Source organism: Streptomyces sp. NPDC030798 (assembly GCF_055572275.1).
Genome location: NZ_JBVIDR010000009.1, coordinates 361,583 through 380,220, shown reverse-complemented (window position 1 = coordinate 380,220; position 18,638 = coordinate 361,583). Strand labels below are relative to the sequence as shown.

General features: G+C 73.4%; 15 protein-coding genes. 7 read left to right on the top strand and 8 right to left on the bottom strand.

Annotated elements, in window-relative coordinates:
• The first annotated feature begins 162 nt into the window (after positions 1 to 162).
• Positions 163 to 1,143: a hypothetical protein gene (locus ACZ404_RS22755; protein ID WP_468442629.1), complete on the top strand. Its 981-nt coding sequence runs from the start codon at positions 163 to 165 to the stop codon at positions 1,141 to 1,143.
• Positions 1,144 to 1,186: 43 nt separating this feature from the next.
• Here ACZ404_RS22755 and ACZ404_RS22750 read toward each other — a convergent pair whose 3' ends face one another.
• Genes ACZ404_RS22750 through ACZ404_RS22735 form a run of 4 tightly spaced genes read right to left on the bottom strand, consistent with a single transcriptional unit; the run spans position 1,187 to position 7,893 of the window.
• Positions 1,187 to 5,386: a CHAT domain-containing protein gene (locus tag ACZ404_RS22750; protein ID WP_468442627.1), complete on the bottom strand. Its 4,200-nt coding sequence runs from the start codon at positions 5,384 to 5,386 to the stop codon at positions 1,187 to 1,189.
• A 31-nt stretch (positions 5,387 to 5,417) separates the two neighbouring features.
• Complete coding sequence (locus ACZ404_RS22745; RefSeq protein ID WP_468442625.1) at positions 5,418 to 5,828, bottom strand: RidA family protein; 411 nt, start codon at positions 5,826 to 5,828, stop codon at positions 5,418 to 5,420.
• Positions 5,825 to 6,586: an IclR family transcriptional regulator gene (locus tag ACZ404_RS22740; protein WP_468442623.1), complete on the bottom strand. Its 762-nt coding sequence runs from the start codon at positions 6,584 to 6,586 to the stop codon at positions 5,825 to 5,827. Before ACZ404_RS22740 ends, ACZ404_RS22745 begins: the two co-directional genes overlap by 4 nt.
• Positions 6,583 to 7,893: a sugar kinase gene (locus ACZ404_RS22735; protein ID WP_468442661.1), complete on the bottom strand. Its 1,311-nt coding sequence runs from the start codon at positions 7,891 to 7,893 to the stop codon at positions 6,583 to 6,585. The genes ACZ404_RS22740 and ACZ404_RS22735 overlap by 4 nt, the downstream gene beginning before the upstream one ends.
• A gap of 136 nt (positions 7,894 to 8,029) precedes the next feature.
• On the opposite strand from ACZ404_RS22735, the gene ACZ404_RS22730 reads away from it, so the two are divergent.
• Entirely contained in the window at positions 8,030 to 9,307 is a 1,278-nt protein-coding gene (locus tag ACZ404_RS22730) for an alanine racemase (RefSeq protein ID WP_468442621.1), read from the top strand.
• 8 nt (positions 9,308 to 9,315) lie between these two features.
• Positions 9,316 to 10,926, top strand: coding sequence for an N-acyl-D-amino-acid deacylase family protein (locus ACZ404_RS22725; RefSeq protein ID WP_468442619.1), 1,611 nt, complete (start codon positions 9,316 to 9,318; stop codon positions 10,924 to 10,926).
• A gap of 30 nt (positions 10,927 to 10,956) precedes the next feature.
• Here ACZ404_RS22725 and ACZ404_RS22720 read toward each other — a convergent pair whose 3' ends face one another.
• Positions 10,957 to 11,793 (bottom strand): S1 family peptidase, encoded by an 837-nt coding sequence (locus tag ACZ404_RS22720; protein ID WP_468442617.1) that lies wholly within the window; start codon positions 11,791 to 11,793, stop codon positions 10,957 to 10,959.
• Positions 11,794 to 11,982: 189 nt separating this feature from the next.
• Entirely contained in the window at positions 11,983 to 12,645 is a 663-nt protein-coding gene (locus ACZ404_RS22715) for a hypothetical protein (protein WP_468442615.1), read from the bottom strand.
• Between the two features lie 207 nt (positions 12,646 to 12,852).
• Here ACZ404_RS22715 and ACZ404_RS22710 point away from each other — a divergent pair, with 207 nt between their 5' ends.
• Together ACZ404_RS22710 and ACZ404_RS22705 are read left to right on the top strand one after the other, a co-directional pair.
• On the top strand, positions 12,853 to 14,064 hold the full coding sequence (locus ACZ404_RS22710) for a pyridoxal phosphate-dependent aminotransferase (protein WP_468442613.1): 1,212 nt from the start codon (positions 12,853 to 12,855) through the stop codon (positions 14,062 to 14,064).
• A gap of 124 nt (positions 14,065 to 14,188) precedes the next feature.
• A complete protein-coding gene (locus ACZ404_RS22705; RefSeq protein WP_468442611.1) occupies positions 14,189 to 14,608 on the top strand; it encodes an SCO4983 family protein in 420 nt (139 codons plus the stop codon).
• Positions 14,609 to 14,720: 112 nt separating this feature from the next.
• On the opposite strand, the gene ACZ404_RS22700 is transcribed toward ACZ404_RS22705, so the two are convergent.
• Positions 14,721 to 14,897 carry a hypothetical protein gene (locus tag ACZ404_RS22700; RefSeq protein ID WP_468442609.1) on the bottom strand — a complete coding sequence of 59 codons (177 nt, stop codon included), beginning with the start codon at positions 14,895 to 14,897 and terminating at the stop codon, positions 14,721 to 14,723.
• A gap of 172 nt (positions 14,898 to 15,069) precedes the next feature.
• Positions 15,070 to 16,881 (bottom strand): phosphoenolpyruvate carboxykinase (GTP), encoded by a 1,812-nt coding sequence (locus tag ACZ404_RS22695; protein WP_468442606.1) that lies wholly within the window; start codon positions 16,879 to 16,881, stop codon positions 15,070 to 15,072.
• Between the two features lie 324 nt (positions 16,882 to 17,205).
• On the opposite strand from ACZ404_RS22695, the gene trhA reads away from it, so the two are divergent.
• Together trhA and ACZ404_RS22685 are read left to right on the top strand one after the other, a co-directional pair.
• Positions 17,206 to 17,919 (top strand): PAQR family membrane homeostasis protein TrhA, encoded by a 714-nt coding sequence (gene trhA, locus ACZ404_RS22690; protein ID WP_468442604.1) that lies wholly within the window; start codon positions 17,206 to 17,208, stop codon positions 17,917 to 17,919.
• Positions 17,920 to 17,996: 77 nt separating this feature from the next.
• The gene (locus tag ACZ404_RS22685) at positions 17,997 to 18,629 is read left to right on the top strand and encodes a TetR/AcrR family transcriptional regulator (RefSeq protein ID WP_468442602.1); all 633 of its coding nucleotides are present in this window, start codon (positions 17,997 to 17,999) and stop codon (positions 18,627 to 18,629) included.
• The last annotated feature ends 9 nt before the right edge of the window (positions 18,630 to 18,638 follow it).

The window sequence follows — 18,638 nt, the reverse complement described above, 5'->3', positions numbered from 1 at the left end:
GGGGGGGGGGGGGGGGGGGGGGGGGGGGGGGGGGGGGGGGGAAAGGAGGGGGGGGGGGGGGGGGGGGGGGTTTGGGGGGGGGGGGGGGGGGGGGGGGGGGGGGGGGGGGGGGGGCTTCCCCCGCTCCGGTCGCCGGCGGAGCCGCATCTGCTGCGCTGCGGCGTGGACGGCTGGGAGGTGGACTGCGGCGGCGTCCATGGGCTGAGCGAGGGTGTCGCGGGGGCCGAGGGCACCACGTTCGCGGCGTTGGAGGAGGGGCCGGGGCGGGGTGTCGTGCGGGCGCTGCAGGTGTCGGCGGCGCGGACGCTGGTGGCGCCGGTGGACTGGGAGCCGGAGCCGGAGCGGGTGTATCCGGTCGCGCTGTCGGCGGTCGCGCTGCCGCCGGCCAGCGTGGCGGTGGACGGCTCGGCGGAGGAGGTGGGGTGGCTGGCGGCGGCGCTGGGGCCGCTGGTGCTGCTGGTGGACGGGCCTCAGGCGGCGCGGGGGCTGCACTTCCGGGTGCGGGTGCGGGGCGGGTGGGCGCGGGTGCTGCGGCGCGACGGTACGGAGTTCACGGCGGCGCTGCCGCTGGGCGGGCCGGTGGACGCCGAGCGGGTCGCGGACTGCCTGGGCCATCTGACCCGCTGGCACCAGTTGCGGGACTTGACGCCGCGGCCGTCGTTGCTGGAGGGGCTGGTGGAGGTGGAGGTCGTCCGGTGGGGCTCGGGGGAGCCGTTGCGGCCGGACGCGTCCGGGGAGATCGTCTGCGCGTACGGTGCCGACGGGCGGCCGCCGTGGGTGTCGATCCGGCTGCACAACCGCTCCCCCGACCGCACCCTGTGGTGCGTCCTGCTGGACCTGACCGACGGTTACGCCGCCCATCCGGGGCTGTTCCCGGGGCACTTCATCGGGCCCGGACACACGGGGTACGCGCTGGACGGGGACCCGGTGCAGCTGTCGCTGCCCGCGTCGCGGCCGGCGGTGCCGGGGGCCGAGGCGCGGGACTGGCTGAAGCTGATCGTGGCCGACCGGGAGCTGAACACCCGGCCGTTCCAGCTCCCCCCGTGGCACGCGGCCACCGGCCGCCGGATCCTGGGCCCGGTCCTGGGGGCGGCGGGCCGCTGGACGACGGTGACGGTGCCGATGCGGACGCTGGTGCCGTAGGTCTTCCCCGTGCGCTGGTGCCGTAGGCCTCCTCGGCCGGGGGTCACCGGCCGAGGTGGGTGAAGCCGGCCCAGGCGCTGAGGTCGTGCGGGTCGATGCGGCGGGCCCGCTCGGCGAGGAAGTCCGGCATGCCGGGCGGGAGTTCGCGGTCGGGGTTGAGCATCCACAGCTGGGCGCGGCGCAGGGCGCGGGCGGGGGGTTCGGCGTGGGCGCGCAGGAAATGGTGGGTGAGGAACATCAGCACCGAGGTGGCCTCGTCCGGGACCGGCCACAGGGAGCCGACGACCGAGCGGGCACCGGCGGCGAGGAAGGCGGTGGCGAGGCTGTAGGCCTCGTTGTGGCCCCGGCCCGAGACATGGCTGCGGCAGGCGGCGAGCAGCACCAGGCCGAGCCGGTCGCCGCCGGCGCCGGTGATCTCCTCGGCCGCCAACGGCCCGTCGTGCAGCGCGAGATAGGCGCTGCGGCGGGCGTTCTCGGCGACGGAGGCGTGGCAGGCGAGATGCAGTACGGCTCCGTCGTACGGCGTCTCGCGCAGCCAGCGCAGCACCTCGGCCGGGGTGCCGGGGCCGTCGGTGGGACCGGTGGTGCGGCGGCCGAGGTAGCGGGCGTCGGGGTAGAAGGCGCGCTGGACTGCGTCGGCCTCCTCGCCGGCGTGACGCAGGTCGCCGGTGGGGTTGCCGACGATCAGGGCGGCTCCGGTGTGCTCGGCCAAGGGGCGGGCGGCGACCTGGCAGAGCAGGCGGGCGGAGGCGGCGTAGGAGAGCTCGGCGGCCTGCAGCGCGTACTGCCGGCCGCGCGGCCCGCCCGGCTGCCATGCGGCATGCCAGGGCACCAGTCCGAGCTTCCCCATCGGCACCAGCACCAGCCTCGGCAATCGCCCCTCCGGCATCTCGAACGCCTCCAGCAGGGGCCGCATCGCCGCGTACCAGGCCCAGCCGCACAGCCGGTCGAGCTGTTCCCGGAGGGAGGGCGGGGCGGTGGGCCGCAGTCCGGGGACGGGGCCGAGGTCGCGGGGGCCGACGGCCGGGGGCTCCGGCGTGGGGTGGGCGGCGGGGGTCTCGCGGGACAGCCCCTCCCCGGGGCCGTACTCGCGCAGGGGGGCCGCTGATTCCGTCAGGGTGGGCAGGGGGATGGCGTGGACCGTGGCCTTGGAGGTGACGACCAGTGCTGTGCCGGGAGTGTCGTCGGTGGCCGGGAGGAGGTAGACAAGGGCGTCCTTGGTGAGGGCGCGCAGGGCGGTGGCGATCTCCTCGGGGCTGGGAGGGTCGAGAAGGCGCGCCTGGTGGGGAGCCTGGGGGCCGGTGAGGGCGGCCAGGACGCGGCGGCGCAGGGCGCTGGGCACGGTGAGGGGCGTGGTGACGGCGGAGAGGGGGTCGGTGGGTTCCTGCGGTCCGGCGGAACGCCACTCGGCGGCGAGGCCGGTGTGCCCGGTGGCGGTGAGCAGGTCGGGGACGGTCGCGGAGGTGAGGGTGGCGTGCAGGACCAGGCCCCGGCAGGCGTCCAGCGCCTGGAGGGCCTCCTCGGGCCGGTCGTCCTTCAGGCACCAGCCGGCCACCTCCAGCGCGGCCCCGGTGGCCTGCGCGGCGGCGACCGTGGCGTGGTCGGTGCCGGACTGCAGCAGGGCGGCCCACGCGTGGCCGCGCAGCGACTTCAGGCCGAGGGCGCGGGCCGTGGCCCGGTCCCGGCGGTGCAGGTCGTCCCGGGTGCGGTGGGCGCGGGCGAGGGCGAGACCGGTGTCGGCGTAGAGGCGGTGCTCGGGGCCGCCTGCCTCCGCGAAGGCGCCCTCCAGCAGGGCGATGCCCTTGGCCAGCCGCTCCCGCCGGTGCACCCGGTCGATCTCCAGCTCGGACAGGGCGCAGTGGGCGATGCCCAGGCCGTTGGCGTACCGCAGCCGGGCGTCGCTGCCCGGCTCGCACAACTCGTGCGCCTCCCGGAGCAGGCCGATGGCGGCCACGATGCCCTGCCCGTCCTGCTGCTCGACGGCGCGCACGAAGCGGGTCATGCCCATGTCGCCGAGCACCCAGGCCCGGTGGTCGCGCGGCAACCTCCGGGCCTGGCGGCGCAGTTCGGCGGCGCTCGGCCGGCCCGCGAGCGGCGGCAGCGAGGGCACGCCGAGGTGGCGGGCGAGGTTGTCGCGGCCGGCGCGGGCGTTCTCCAGCAGGACCAGGATCTCGATGCGGGAGGGATCCTCGTCGCTGAGCGCGGCGTGCCCCTCGGTGAGCGTGGCGATGTGCCGGTCGGCGTCGGCCAGGTCGCCGCGCCGGACGGCGGAGTGCGCGTCGAAGCCGGCCTGCTGGAGGTCCATCATGCGGCGCAGGTGCGCGGGCATTTTCGGGTCGGAGCGCAACCGGCGCCAGGTCGCGGCGCCGGCGTCCATGTCGTCGCCCGCGCCGCCGGTCTGGCCGCGGTGGGTCTGGGCCAGGAACCGGGCGAGGGCGAGGCTGTAGTCGTGCTGCTCGGTGCCGAGGCCGCCGCCGGCCTCCGCCCGGTCGAAGTGGGCGAGCACCTCGTCGAGTCCGGCGCCGGAGCCGGCGCTCACCTCCTCGTGCAGCCGGGCGATGCCGGTGACGGCGTGTGCCTTGCCCCGCCAGGCCGGGTCCCGTTCGGCCCGCTCGAGCACCGCCTCCATCAGTTCCTTGCGGTGCGCGGCGGTGACGAAGGTGCCCTCCGGGTCCACCACCATGAGGTTGCCCAGCATCAGCGAGGCCAGTTCGGCCCGGCCGGGGCTGCCCGGTTCGAGGGCGCGGAGCTGGGCGAGGGCCTGTTCGAAGCCCTGGACGCGGCGGCGCTGTCCGGTCACGTCGCGGCCCATGCCGCGCAGGAACTCCTCCTCGCCGAAGTCGACGAAGGCGCGGCCCTCGTGGAAGTCCTCCAGGAGGGTCGCCATGGACTGCCGGAGCTGCTCGGTGTCGAGCCCTTCGGGGCGGCCGTCCGTCTCGGGCAGCACGCCGTGGTCGGCGAGGGTGAAGCGGGCCCAGCCGTCGAGCATGCGGGCGGACTGGGCGAGGTCGTGGAGGTCGTGGTCGGCGGCGAGGACCAGCTCGGTGGCGCGCAGGACGTCCTGGGCGCGGGCCGGGTCGGGGTCGTCGTAGTGGCGGGCCTGCTGGAAGATCGCGAGGAACATCGCGGTGGCGGTGACGTCGCCGTCGCGGTCGGTGTCCCACTGGTCGAGGGCGCGGCGCAGCAGGGCGATGCCCCGGTCCCGGCCCGCCGCGTCGTCGCGGGCGGCGGCCCGCTCGTACAGCAGGCGTCCGAACATGTCCAGGTACTGCGGCACCAGCCGGTCCTCGGCGCCGGGCCGCTCCAGCAGGCGGCGCGCCTCGACCTCGGCGGCGAGGCTCTGGCCGAGGTCGTGCCAGGTGGCCCAGATCAGGGCGCGTACGAAGATGGCGTGGGCCTCCGCCTCGAACGCCCAGTCGGGTTCGGGGCCGCCCGCGCGGCGGACCTCGGTGAGGGCGGTGTCGAAGGCGTCCCGGGCGGCCTCCAGCCGCTCCCGGTCGGCGCGGGCGCGGCCGTGCACGAGGGTGGCGAGGCCGAGGGTGAAGTGCAGCTCCGGGCGGTCGGCGGGCGCGGCGGTGGCGAGGAGGGCGCGGTAGTGGCGGGCGGACTCCTCGGCGGCATCGGTGTCGTTGTGCCGCAGGGCGAGTTGGAGGTGCAGATAGCCCGCCCCGGCCCGCAGACCGGTCTCCTCGTCGCTGCCGGGCTCGGCGTGTTCGAGGGCGTCCGCGTGCCGGCGCAGGGCCTCCCGGAGCAGTTCGGCGGAGTCCGGTTCGGCCAGGGAGCGCAGCTTGGCGCACAGGGCGAGGACGTGCCGCCCGAACGCCCGCTCCCACGCGAAGTCGGGGTCGTCGCCGGGCAGGCCGCGCTCGCCGTCGGTCAGTAACTCCCAGGAGTGGTCCAACGCTTGCGGGTCGCCGCCGATCTCGTACTGGACGCCCCGCAGATGGCCGAACCGGATCCGCCAGGACGCCCACAGCGGATCGTCCCCGGGCGTGCGGAAGGCGTGCTCGAACGCCTCGGCGGCGAGGGCGAGTTCGTCGTCCCGGCCGGGGTCGTCGCGCAGCAGGTACAGCCGGTGGCTCAGCTCGCCGGCGTACCCGCACAGTGCGGCGGCCTCCGGGTCGTCGGCGGACAGCTGCGCCAACGCGGCGAGGACGGCGTCCCGTTCGGCGGTCAGCTCGCCGAGGAGGTCGGCGGGCTGCGCGGAGAGGCCGGAGTCGGCGGCGGAGTCTGAGGAGGTCACGTACCCATAGTGCCTACGGATCGTCAGGCGCTCAGCCGAGTACGGCGAGTGCGTCGATCTCGATGAGGTGGCCGGGCGGGAGACCGACGTAGACGGTGGTGCGGGCGGCGGGCGGCTGGGTGAGTCGCTGCTCGCCGAAGTACTGGTTGTAGATCTCGTTCATCTCGGCGAAGTGGTCGACGTCGGTCAGGTAGACGCGGATCATCATCACGTCGTCCCAGGTGGCGTCGCCCTCGTCCAGGACGGCCTTGACGTTGGCGAGGGTCTGCAGGGTCTGCTCGCGCAGGGTGGGTCCGGCGAGGGTGCGCGGCTCGCCCTCCTCGGCGGGCAGGAAGCCGACCTGGCCGGCGACCTGGAGGATGTTGCCCTTCCTGACGCCGTGGGAGAACGCGGCGGGCGGGGCGGTGTGGGTGCTGGGGGTGAGGGCGGTCTTGTCGGTCACTGGCTGCTCCTTTGCGGGGTTCTGCCGGAGTATTCGGCACTGATCGCGTCCGCGGTGCGGCGGACCTGCGGGAGGAGGGTGAGGAGTTCCTCGGCGGTGACGACGACGTTCGGGGCGGAGACCGACAGGGCGGCGACGACCCGGCCGTCGGCGCCGCGTACGGGGGCGGCGACGCAGTTGATGGACTCCTCGTGGCCGCCGAGGTCGGTGGCCCAGCCCTGGGCGCGCACCTGCTCCAGCTCCTCGAGGAAGGCGGTGGCGTTCGGGGTGGAGCGGGAGGTGTACGCCGGGTAGTCCAGCTTCTCGGCGAGGGCGCGGCGCTCGGGTTCGGGCAGGTCGGCCAGGAGGAGCTTGGCGACGGCCGCGACGGTGGGGGCGACGGGTCTGCCGATGCGGGAGTACATGCGGACGGGGTAGCGGCTGTCGACCTTGTCGATGTAGAGCACCTCGTCGTCCTCGTGGACGGCGAGGTGGACGGTGTGGCCGCAGGCCTCGTTGAGGCGGACGAGGTGGGGGTGGGCGATCTCGCGGACGTCGAGGTTCTCCATCGCCTCCTGGGCGAGGGCGAAGAGGCGGGCGCCGAGGCGGTAGCGGTGGTCGGACTGGCGGTACACCAGGCCGTGTTCGTGCAGGGTGCGCAGGAGGCGCAGGGCCGTGGACTTGTGCACGCCGAGGCGGTCGGCGACCTGGCCGAGGTCGGCGGGGCCCTCGGCGAGCAGGGGCAGGATGCTCAGGGCGCGGTCGACGGTCTGGCTCATGGGGTGTCCGCCTCCTCGGGGTGCTGCCCGGCCCGGGTCCAGCCGGGGCCGAGTCGAAGTGTCCCCCATGCCGCGTCGTCCAGGGCGGCCAGCCGGTCGGCGTGGCCGCGGCGGGGCGGGGTGCCGAGGTCGCCGGGAGCGGTGAGGGCGGCTGCCGCCATGAGGTGGCCGTGCCGCAGGCGGTCACGGAGGGGGAGGCCACGAAGGGTCCCGGAGAGAAACCCGGCGGCAAAGGCGTCCCCCGCGCCGACACTCGCCACGACGTCGACGCTCGGGGCGGCGACGAAGGTTCCCTGCGCCCCGGCGGCCGGAGGGCCGGTGACGCATGGTGGCGCCGACGGGTTGCCGTCGGCGGCGAGCGGCGCGTGGGGCTCGGCCGAGGCGGTCGGGGCATCGCGGGAGACACGACTGCCCGCGCCGTCGCCCGGCCGGGGCCGAGGACCGTCGTGCGCGCAGTGGGACTCGTCCCCGGGAGGGGTCGGCACCCCGGCGGCCCCGGTGTGTCCGGTCGGGTGGGCGGGCCGCTCCTGTCCGGGCGTCGTCGCCGCCCGTCCCCCGGCGGGGGCGCTCCCCCCGGCCGAGCGTCGCGCGGTCGTCTCGCCGGGGCCGAAAGCCGTTGCGCCCCGGGCGCCCTGCTTCACCACCAGGAGGCACGGCTCCGGCAGGAGGCGGCGGATGGCCGGCGGGTCGGGGGCGGTGCCCCAGGCGTGGGCCGCCTCGTCCTCGCCCACGAAGACGATGTCGGCGGTGCGGGCCAGGGTGAGGAGGAGGTGCGCGTCGGCGGGGGTGGGCCACAGTTCCGGGCGGTGGTTCACGTCGAAGGAGACGAGGGGACGGTCGGGGCCCGGGGCCATGAGGTGGCGGACCAGGCGCAGGCACTCCGGGGAGAGCGCGGCGGTGATGCCGGTGAGGTGCAGGATGCGGGCCGCGCGCACCGCGTCGAGGTCGACGGTGTCCGGGGACATCGCGGAGGCCGCCGACCCCGCCCGGTAGTACGCCACCTCGTGGGCGTCCGTCCCCCGCTCCCCCGCCGTGCGGAAGTACACGCCCGTCGGCCGCACCGGGTCCCGCCGGACGTGGGCGACGTCGACGCCGTACGCCCCGACCGCCTCGAGGAGATGCTCCCCGAACGCGTCCGCCCCCACCCGGCTCACCCACCGTGCGGAGTGGCCGGAGGACGCCAGCACGCAGGCCACGTTGGACTCGGCCCCGCCGATGGCCCGTTCGAAGGAGGGGACGTCGGCGAGGCGGCCGGGCCGGGTGGGCAGGAAGGTGACCATGGACTCGCCGAGCGCGACGACATCGATGATGGTGGTGGCTCCTCGTCCGTCTCGCGGCCGGCTGCTTCATTGACCCGGTGTCGGCGAGATGTTAGACAGCGGTGGCAGTGCTCGCAATGAGCGTTGCAGAGAATGCAACGCCGGGGCATCACGGAGGGTGGCCATGGTCCAGGACAGCGGTGTCGAAGCGCTCGCCCGTCTCGCCGAGGAGCGGGTCGACCACCGCTTCAAGGGGCTGCCGCCGGACGCCCTGGGCCTGACCGTCGCCGAGCTGGCCGGGCAGCGGCGCAACCTCTTCGACGGTGGTTTCACCACCCCCGTCCTCGCCCTCTCCGCCGAGCGGCTGGAGCACAACCTCGCGCTGATGGAGTCGTACACCACCCGCCACGGCCTCGCGTTCGCGCCGCACGGGAAGACCTCCATGGCACCCCAGCTCTTCCACCGCCAGCTCGCACACGGCGCCTGGGGCATCACGCTCGCCGTGCCGCACCAGGTGTGGGTGGCCCGGGCGTTCGGGATCCCGCGGATCTTCCTGGCCAACGAGCTGGTGGACCCGGCCGCCCTGCGCCGCGTCGCCGCCGACCTGGCGGCCGACCCCGACTTCCGCTTCACCGCCTACGTCGACTCCGTGCGCGGCGTCGAGCTGATGGACGCGGCCCTGCGCGGCGCCTCCCGCCCGGTGGACGTGGTCGTGGAGCTGGCCGCGGGCGAGGGGGCGCGCACCGGTGTGCGGACGGAGGCGGAGGCCCTGGCCGTCGCCGACGCGGTGGCGGCTGCGGCGACGCTGCGGCTCGTCGGCGTGGCGGGCTACGAGGCCCAGGTGCCCGGCGCCTCACCGGAGCGGGTGCGGGCGTGGCTGGAGCGGCTGGTGGCGCTCGCCGTGGAGTTCGACGAGGCGGGGCGGTTCGCGGACGCCGAGGAGATCGTGGTGAGCGCCGGCGGCAGCGAGTGGTTCGACGCGGTCGCCGCCGTCTTCGCCGCTCTCCCGCAGTTCTCCCGCCCGGTTCTGCCGCTGCTGCGCTCCGGGGCGTACGTCTCGCACGACGACGTGCACTACAGCAGGCTGACACCGTTCAACCGGGTGCCCGAGGAGGGCGCGCTGGAGCCCGCGTTCCGGCTGTGGGCACAGGTGCTCTCCCGGCCCACCCGGGCGGAGGCGTTCGTGAACGCCGGCAAGCGCGACGCCGCTTACGACCTCGACGTTCCGGTGGCCCACGTGGTACGCCGGAACGGCACCGAGCACCCGGCGGCCGGCATCGAGGTGAGCGCCCTGTCGGACCAGCACCTGTGGCTGCGCACCGGATCGGACGCGGATGTCGAGGTCGGCGACTGGATCGGCTTCGGCCTGTCCCATCCGTGCACGTCCTTCGACAAGTGGCAGCTGATCCCGGTCGCCGAGGCGGACGGCACGGTCGTCGACTACATCCGTACGTTCTTCTAGGGGGCGCCATGGAGGAGCTGGTCATCCGGGACGCCGACGTCGTCGACGGCAGCGGCGCGGACTCCTACCGCGCCGATGTCGTGGTCGACCGCGGGCGGATCGTCTCCATCGTCAAGGAGGCCGCCGCGGCCGGCTGCCAGCGGCCGCGCGCCGTGCGGGAACTGGACGCGGAGGGGCTGGTCCTGTCCCCCGGCTTCATCGACATGCACGCCCACTCCGACCTCGCCCTGCTGCGCGACCCGGACCACAGCGCGAAGCTGGCGCAGGGGGTCACGCTGGAGGTGATCGGCCAGGACGGGTTGTCGTACGCGCCCGTGGACGACCGCACGCTGGAGGAGGTGCGCCGGGCGATCACCGGGTGGAACGGATACGGCGAGGACGTCGACATGGACTGGCGGACGGTCGGCGAGTACCTGGACCGGCTCGACCGCGGGATCGCCGTGAACGCCGCCTATCTCGTCCCGCAGGGCACCGTCCGCGCGCTCGCCGTGGGCTGGGAGGACCGCCCGGCCACGCCCGCGGAGCTGGACCGGATGCGGCACCTGGTCGCGCAGGGCCTGGAGCAGGGCGCGGTCGGCCTGTCGTCCGGTCTCACCTACACGCCGGGCATGTACGCCGACGACGCCGAACTGACCGAGCTGTGCCGGGTGGTGGCCCGGTACGGCGGCTACTACTGCCCGCACCACCGCTCCTACGGCGCCGGCGCCCTGGAGGCCTACGCCGAGATGGTGGCCCTGGCCCGGGAGGCGGACTGCCCGCTGCACCTGGCCCACGCGACGATGAACTTCGGCGTGAACGAGGGTCGCGCACCGGAGCTGCTGGCCCTCCTGGACAAGGCGCTCGACTCCGGCGCGGACATCACGCTGGACACCTACCCCTACACCCCGGGGTGCACCACTTTGGCGGCGCTGCTGCCGAGCTGGGCGAGCGAGGGCGGCCCGGAGGCGGTCCTGGCCCGGCTCGCCGACCCGGCGGCCGCCGAGCGGATCCGGCACGCACTGGAGGTGACGGGCTCGGACGGCTGCCATGGCGTACCGGTGGAGTGGGAGACGGTCGAGGTGTCGGGAGTGAGCGATCCGGCGCTGGCCGACCATGTGGGCCACAGTGTGCGGGAGCTGGCGGATCTGCGCGGGGAGACGCCCTGGGCGACCGCCCGGCGGCTGCTGCTGCAGGACCGCCTCGGTACGACGGTCCTGCAGCACGTCGGCCACGAGGACGGTGTTCGCGCGATCATGCGGCACCGCGCCCACACCGGCGGCTCCGACGGCATCCTGCGGGGCGCGAAGCCGCACCCGCGCGCGTACGGCACGTTCCCCCGCTATCTGGGCACGTACGTCCGGGAGTTGGGCGTGCTGTCGCTGGAGGAGTGCGTCGCCCATCTCACCGGGCGGCCCGCGGCCCGGCTGAGGTTGCCGGACCGCGGGCTGGTGCGCGAGGGACACCGGGCCGATCTGGTGCTCTTCGACCCGGCCACCATCGCGCCCGGCGCCACCTTCGCCGAGCCCCGAACGCTGCCGACCGGGATCCCGTACGTGCTGGTCGACGGCCGCTTCGCCGTCGAGGACGGCCGCCGCACGGACGTCCTGGCGGGCCGGGCGGTGCGCCGCACACCGCTGTGACCGCCCGGGGCCGGGCAGCCACGGCCACGGCTACGGCTTGGGCAGGGTGCAGCCCGCCGCGCTGAGGTTCAGCTTGTTGCCGGTGGTGAAGCAGGCCGGGATGGTGTAGGTCTCCTCGGCGTAGTTGATGCCCTGACGGACGGTCACGTTGCCGTTCTGGTCGACCTCGCAGGGGTTGTTCTCGGTGCAGCGCTCGCCGTCCTCGTTGCCCGTGTTGTTGACGGCGACGACCTTGCCGGTGGCGGTGTCGATCACGGGCGAGCCCGAGGTGCCCCCGATGGTGTTGCAGGAGGAGGTGTAACGGACCGAGTCCTTCCAGGTCCAGTCGCCCTCCTTCAGGCGGTACACGAAGCCGTCGATGTTGCAGCTGTAGATCCGCTTCCAGTACCCGGAGACGACCTTGATGGCGGTGCCGGCGACCGGGTGGGTGTCCTGCACGGTGAGCGGGCTGATGCCGTAGGTGCTCTTGATGGCCGCGTACGTCGTGGTGGTGCGGTAGATCGTGACGTCCGTGTCCGTCATGGTCGAGTAGACGACCTGGTTGGCGCGGAGCGTGCCCACCCGCGAGCCGGAGGAATTGAGCAGGCCGAAGCTGCGGCTGGAGGACTGGCCGGTGATGACCTCGCCGGGCTCCGGGAAGCCGGTCTCCAGGCAGTGGCCGTTGGTCATCACGAGCGCCGGGTCGGTGTCCGCGGAGCTGGGGAAGCGGATGACGGAGCCGGAGCAGTTGCTGAGCGAGACGGTCCCGGCGAAGTTCACGGTCACCGCCTTGGCCGCCGGGGCGGTGTGCGGCGCGGCGACCGCGGGGGCCGCACCCACCCCGGCGATGGCCAGGGAGGAGAGAGCGGCCAGGAGAGGCTTGTTCATGTGGGGGTCCCCTCTTACGACTTGGGCGACCGGAGATCTTCCGGCCGCCGCGCGTCTTTGTCATGAGCATTGTCATGAGAGGGGCGTGCTGGGGCAAGGAGTTGTCTGCAACGGGCGGGGCGCGCAGGGGCATACGTGCCCTTTGCCGGGCGGCGCACACCAACACGCCCCGGAAACCGGCCGCTTGAGCTACCGGGGCCGCTTCGTCGCCCCGTGCCCGTGGCCCCGGCCGACCGGGGTGCCTGCGCCGGTGGCCGTCGGCGTGGCGGACGTGGGCGCGGGGGCGGAGGTGGCGGACACCGCGGACGTCGGGGAGGCGGACGCGGCGGTGGCGGCCCCCGGACCGCCGCTCCCGGCGGCCCCCGGGCGGCTGGTGGCGGGGGCGGGCACGACGGACGACGATCCGGGGACGCCGGTCGCGGTGGTGGGGGCGGCCGTCGTGGGGGCCTGGGAGCCGGCGGAGGCGCTCGCGGCGCCGGGGGCGCGGGCGGGCCCGTCGGTGGCGGGGCCGGACGGCGAGGCGTCCGGCCAGGCCAGGGCCGCGATCACCGCGACCGCTCCGGCCGCGCCGAGCCCTCCGGCGACGACCGCCGTCCGGCGGCGCGCACCGCGCCTGCGCTCCTCGCGCCGCTGCCTGCGGCCCCGGTCCGGCCCTCCCCCGCCGACCGCCCCGGCGGGCTCGTACGGTGCACCGAGCGCGGGCAGCTCGCGGGTCTCGTCGTAGGCGTTCTGCCAGCCGTGGGCGGCGGCGGGATCGGCGTACTCGTCGTACGACGGGGCCGGGGCCTGCTGCGGGTGGTACACGTTCGGGCGAACCCGCGGCTCGCCGCCTCCACCGTGCGCGTCGTACAACCCCGCCCACTCCTTCGCATCGCCGTCCCCGCGCCGCCCCCTGCGCCACCTGGGACATCAGCACACCCGGCGGAGCGGCACCGCGGCGCATTGTAGGTACGCAAGTGACTCGTGAGACAGCTACCGGCGATAACAAGGCAAACCACGTCGTCTCACGTGGCGAATAACACGAGCCAGGAACCGTTACCGGGCCGTAAGCTCACGGACATGCAGGTGATCCAGTCGACGAAGCTCGCCAACGTCTGTTACGAGATCCGCGGTCCGGTTCTCGAGGAGGCGATGCGCCTCGAGGCGGCGGGTCACCGCATCCTGAAGCTCAACACGGGCAACCCCGCCGCCTTCGGCTTCGAGTGCCCCCCGGAGATCCTCGAGGACATCCTCCGCAACGTCTCCACGGCGCACGGCTACGGCGACGCCAAGGGCCTGCTGGCCGCCCGCCGCGCGGTGGTGATGCACAACCAGACCCTCGGCATCGAGACGGACGTCGAGCACGTCTTCATCGGCAACGGCGTCTCCGAGCTGATCGTGATGGCCATGCAGGGGCTGCTGGACGACGGCGACGAGGTGCTCGTCCCGGCGCCGGACTACCCGCTGTGGACGGCGGCCGTCTCCCTGTCGGGCGGTACGGCGGTGCACTACCGCTGCGACGAGCAGTCCGACTGGATGCCCGACCTCGCCGACGTCGAGCGCAAGGTGACCGACCGCACCAAGGCGATCGTCATCATCAACCCGAACAACCCCACGGGCGCCGTCTACGACGAGGCCGTGCTCAAGGGGCTCACCGACATCGCCCGCCGGCACAACCTGCTGGTCTGCTCGGACGAGATCTACGACAAGATCCTCTACGACGGCGCCACGCACACCCCGACCGCGAAGATCGCCCCCGACCTGCTGACCCTCACCTTCAACGGCATGTCCAAGGCGTACCGGGTGGCCGGCTACCGGGTGGGGTGGATGTCGATCTCCGGTCCGCGCGCCCACGCCGACTCCTACATCGAGGGCCTGACGATCCTGGCCAACATGCGCCTGTGCGCCAACATGCCGGGCCAGCACGGTGTGGTGGCCGCGCTCAGCGGGCGCCAGTCGATCAATGACCTGGTGCTGCCGGGCGGGCGGCTGAAGGAACAGGTCGACACGGCGTACGAGCTGCTCACCCAGATCCCGGGGGTGAGCTGCGTCCGGCCCAAGGGCGCGCTGTATCTCTTCCCGCGGCTCGACCCGCAGGTCTTCAAGATCAGGGACGACCGGCAGATGGTGCTGGACCTGCTGCGCCAGGAGAAGATCATGGTCGTCCAGGGCACCGGGTTCAACTGGCCCGAGCCGGACCACTTCCGGGTGGTGACCCTGCCGACGGTCGGTGACCTGCGGGATGCGATCACCCGGATCGGCACCTTCCTCGACGGCTACGGGCAGCCGTAGCCCGCGGTCGCCCGTCGGGGCGTAGCGGACGGAGACCGGCGGACCGCAGTCCGTGACACGACTCAACTTTAGACGAAATCCAAGCTAGGATGGCTTCCTGTCAGAGCACAGGAGGCCGTCCCCCATGTACGAACCGATCCGCACCAAGTCGGTCCACAGCCCGATGGCCGGCGCTTCCTCCGACTTTCCGCACCGGTCGCGCGAGGAGGAGCTGGACATCCAGCTCTCCGGACACCTCGCCGCACTGCTCGCCGTCACCGACGATCTCCGCGCCCTGACCCCGTCCGAGGACCTGGACACGGCCGCGGAGCGGCTCGCCGGGCAGGTGACCCGGCTGCGCGGCGGACGTGCTCCGCTGCGGGCCGCGCCGGTCGCCTCCGGCGCCTCGGAGCCGCTGCACCGCAGGGCGCACGCCCTCGCCGGCCGCGCCCTGGTGGTCGCCGCCTCCCGGGCGGACACCGCGGCGGCGATCCTCGCGGCCGAGCGGATGGACGCCCACGCCGCCGCGCTCGCCGGTCCGAAGGAACTGAGCGGCACGCACTGACCCCTCCTGGAGGGGCCCCACGATCGGCCCCGGTCCGCGTGCACCCGTAGCGTCGCGCGGACCGGGCGCCCTGCCGCTGCCACGGTCTCCTGCGACCGCGATCGCGCTCCGGCTAGATGAAGACGAAGAACAGAATCAGGATCACCGCGGCCAGGACGAGCCACCAGATCCACGCGTGCCGGTGACCGGTGCGGGGCCGGTCCTCGGGGCCGCCGCCACGGGGGCGGTCCTCGGCCAGCTTCGGATTCTCCGGCCGGTCGCCGGAGTAGAAGTCACCGCCGTCTGCCATGAGCTCATCCCTCCTACACCTGGGACGAGCCGGGTACCCGACGAGGCGTGGCCCCAAGCACGACGAGGGCCCCGCACGCCCTTGTGCGGGGCCCTCGACGCGCTCACCGCGGCCGGTCGTGACGATCGCTGGTCAGGGCACGGCGACCGGCCGCGGAGTCATCGGCGGGCTGTCAGCCCAGGCGCTCCACCAGGCCGTGGTACTGGTCCCACAGCTCCTTCGGGGTGTGGTCGCCGAAGGTGTTGAGGTGCTCGGGGACCAGGGCGGCCTCCTCGCGCCAGACCTCCTTGTCGACGGTGAGCAGGAAGTCCAGGTCCGCGTCGGACAGGTCGAGGCCGTTCGTGTCCAGGGCCTCCTTGGTCGGCAGGATGCCGATCGGGGTCTCGACGCCCTCGGCCTTGCCCTCCAGGCGCTCCACGATCCACTTCAGGACGCGGGAGTTCTCGCCGAAGCCCGGCCAGACGAACTTGCCCTCGTCGTTCTTGCGGAACCAGTTGACGTAGTAGATCTTCGGCAGCTTGGCGGCGTCCTTGTCCTTGCCGACCTCGATCCAGTGGCCCATGTAGTCGCCCATGTTGTAGCCGCAGAACGGCAGCATGGCGAAGGGGTCGCGACGCAGCTCGCCGACCTTGCCCTCGGCGGCGGCGGTCTTCTCCGAGGCGACGTTGGCGCCGAGGAAGACGCCGTGGTTCCAGTCGAAGGACTCCGTCACCAGCGGGACCGCGCTGGCCCGGCGGCCGCCGAAGAGGATCGCCGAGATCGGCACGCCCTTGGGGTCCTCCCACTCCGGCGCGATGATCGGGCACTGCGCGGCGGGGGTGGTGAAGCGGGCGTTGGGGTGCGCGGCCGGGGTCTCGGACGCCGGCGTCCAGTCGTTGCCCTTCCAGTCGGTCAGGTGGGCCGGGGTCTCCTCCGTCATGCCCTCCCACCACACGTCGCCGTCGTCGGTGAGGGCGACGTTGGTGAAGACCGAGTTGCCCCACAGCGTCTTCATCGCGTTGGCGTTGGTGTGCTCACCGGTGCCGGGCGCGACGCCGAAGAACCCGGCCTCGGGGTTGATCGCGTACAGCCGGCCGTCCTCGCCGAAGCGCATCCAGGCGATGTCGTCGCCGATGGTCTCCACGGTCCAGCCGGAGATGGTCGGCTCCAGCATGGCGAGGTTGGTCTTGCCGCAGGCGCTCGGGAAGGCGGCGGCGACGTACTTGGACTCACCGGTGGGCGGGGTGAGCTTGAGGATCAGCATGTGCTCGGCCAGCCAGCCCTCGTCGCGGGCCATGACGGAGGCGATGCGCAGGGCGTAGCACTTCTTGCCGAGCAGGGCGTTGCCGCCGTAGCCGGAGCCGTAGGACCAGATCTCGCGGTCCTCGGGGAAGTGGGAGATGTACTTGGTGGAGTTGCACGGCCACGGCACGTCCTCCTGACCCGGCTCCAGCGGGGCGCCGAGGGAGTGGACGGCCTTGACGAAGAAGCCGCTGTCGCCGAGCTCGTCCAGAACCGGCTGTCCCATGCGGGTCATGGTGCGCATGGAGACGGCGACGTAGGCGGAGTCGGTGATCTCCACGCCGATCGCGGACAGCGGGGAGCCGAGCGGGCCCATGCAGAACGGGACCACGTACATCGTGCGGCCCTTCATGGAGCCGCGGAACAGGCCCTTCTCACCGGAGAAGATCTCCCGCATCTCGGCGGGGGCCTTCCAGTGGTTGGTGGGGCCGGCGTCCTCCTCCTTCTCGGAGCAGATGAACGTCCGGTCCTCGACGCGGGCGACGTCGGACGGGTCCGAGGCCGCGTAGTAGGAGTTGGGGCGCTTGATCGGGTCGAGTTTCCGGAAGGTGCCCTTCTGGACGAGCTCTTCGCACAGCCGCTCGTACTCGGCCTCGGATCCGTCGCACCAGACCACGCTGTCCGGCTGGGTCAGTTCGGCGATCTCGTTGACCCACGAGATCAGTTCCTGGTGGTTGGTGGGAGCCGAGATGTCGCGCGCCACGGTTGCTCCTAAATGAGGGATTTTGTCCTTGCCGCCCCGTGGGGGCTGCGACCCGGATGCTTGCTTGTTGCTCATCCGGTGCCGACCGCACTCATTTGATCCTCCGACGAGAGTGCCCATCTGTCCAGGGGACCTCACAGGTGAGCGACGTGACGAAGGCCACGGTTTTCCAGGACGGTTTACGTTCCGTTTGCATGCATCTTGAGTCCGCCTGGCAGACTCTTTGCATCCGGCCCGGGCAGGGCCGTGAGACGATGGCCACTCTCGGGCCGCCCGTCGCTGTACTGACCCGTAACTTACGCTTCCGTAGGTACCATGCGGGTCATGACTGCGTCCGCCCCCGACGCGCGTACGGACACGCCGGCCGCCGGCCGCGGGCCCGTCGCGCTCTCCCTGCCGCATCCGGTCAAACCCCGGCTCCGCGGCTGGCTGCACCTCGGCATGTTCCCCGCCGTCCTCGTCGCCGGCCTGGTGCTCACCGCCCTGGCCGACTCGACCAGAGGCCGCGTGGCCTGCGGCATCTACGTGCTGACGGCCTGCCTGCTGTTCGGAGTGAGCGCGCTCTACCACCGGGGCAACTGGAGCCCGCGGATGGACGGCGTCCTGCGCCGCCTCGACCACGCCAACATCTTCCTGATCATCGCGGGCACCTACACCCCGCTGACCCTGCTGCTCCTGCCCGGCGCCAAGGGCCAGTGGCTGCTGTGGAGCATCTGGGCGGCGGCCGCGGCGGGCATCGTCTTCCGGGTGTTCTGGGTCGGCGCCCCACGCTGGCTGTACACGCCCTGCTACATCGCCATGGGCTGGGCGGCCGTCTTCTTCCTGCCCGACTTCATGCGCACCGGCGGCATCGCCGTCCTGGTCCTGGTCATCGTCGGCGGCCTGCTCTACAGCGCGGGCGGCGTGGTCTACGGCATCAAGCGCCCGAACCCCTCACCGCGCTGGTTCGGCTTCCACGAGGTGTTCCACACCCTGACCCTCGCCGCGTTCGTCGTCCACTACGTCGGCATCTCCCTGGTGGCGTACCAGCACGCGTGAGGACCTGACATTCCCTTTCCGGCCACGGCTCACGAGCCGTGGCCGTTGCCGGTGGCCGATGGCGGACAATGACGCGCATGACGGCCGCACGATCCCCCTACCCGCCCGCCGACCGGCCCCGGCCCGGGCTGCGGGAGCGCAAGAAGATCAAGACCCGTGAGGCGATCCGCTCCGCGACGTACGCGCTGGTCAAGGAGCAGGGATACGACGCCACGACGATCGAGCAGATCGCCGACCGGGCCGAGGTGTCGCCGTCCACCGTCTTCCGGTACTTCCCGGCCAAGGAGGACATCGTCCTCACCGACGAGCACGACCCGCTCCTGCTGGAGGAGCTGCGCGCCCGGCCCGGGGACGAGACGTGGCTGGACTCCGTCCGGTACGTGCTGGGCAAGGCGCTCGAGGTGAGCGAGCGGCAGGACCCCGAGGTGCTCCGGCTGCGGGCGCACCTGTGTGCGCAGGTGCCCGCCGTCCGCTCGCGGATGTTCGAGAGCATGTCGGAGACCGGGCGCCTGCTCCGCCGGGCCCTCGCGGACCGCACCGGCCGCGACCCGGACGGCCTGGACGTGCGGGTCGCCGCCATGGCCCTCGTCGGCGGCCTGATGGAGGTCACCCTGTACTGGGCGGAGAACGACTTCGCGGGCGACCTGAGGGACCTCATGCACCGGGCGCTGGACGTCATGGAGCACGGCCTCCCCCACGAAAACCGCTGAGGCGCGGGG

What these genes read in the sequence shown, in the direction of transcription:
- ACZ404_RS22740 (WP_468442623.1), bottom strand. Translation starts at nt 6,586, where the DNA reads ATGAGCCAGACCGTCGACCGCGCCCTGAGCATCCTGCCCCTGCTCGCC.
- ACZ404_RS22730 (WP_468442621.1), top strand. Translation starts at nt 8,030, where the DNA reads ATGGTCCAGGACAGCGGTGTCGAAGCGCTCGCCCGTCTCGCCGAGGAG.
- ACZ404_RS22725 (WP_468442619.1), top strand. Translation starts at nt 9,316, where the DNA reads ATGGAGGAGCTGGTCATCCGGGACGCCGACGTCGTCGACGGCAGCGGC.
- ACZ404_RS22720 (WP_468442617.1), bottom strand. Translation starts at nt 11,793, where the DNA reads ATGAACAAGCCTCTCCTGGCCGCTCTCTCCTCCCTGGCCATCGCCGGG.
- ACZ404_RS22710 (WP_468442613.1), top strand. Translation starts at nt 12,853, where the DNA reads ATGCAGGTGATCCAGTCGACGAAGCTCGCCAACGTCTGTTACGAGATC.
- ACZ404_RS22705 (WP_468442611.1), top strand. Translation starts at nt 14,189, where the DNA reads ATGTACGAACCGATCCGCACCAAGTCGGTCCACAGCCCGATGGCCGGC.
- ACZ404_RS22700 (WP_468442609.1), bottom strand. Translation starts at nt 14,897, where the DNA reads ATGGCAGACGGCGGTGACTTCTACTCCGGCGACCGGCCGGAGAATCCG.
- trhA (WP_468442604.1), top strand. Translation starts at nt 17,206, where the DNA reads ATGACTGCGTCCGCCCCCGACGCGCGTACGGACACGCCGGCCGCCGGC.
- ACZ404_RS22685 (WP_468442602.1), top strand. Translation starts at nt 17,997, where the DNA reads ATGACGGCCGCACGATCCCCCTACCCGCCCGCCGACCGGCCCCGGCCC.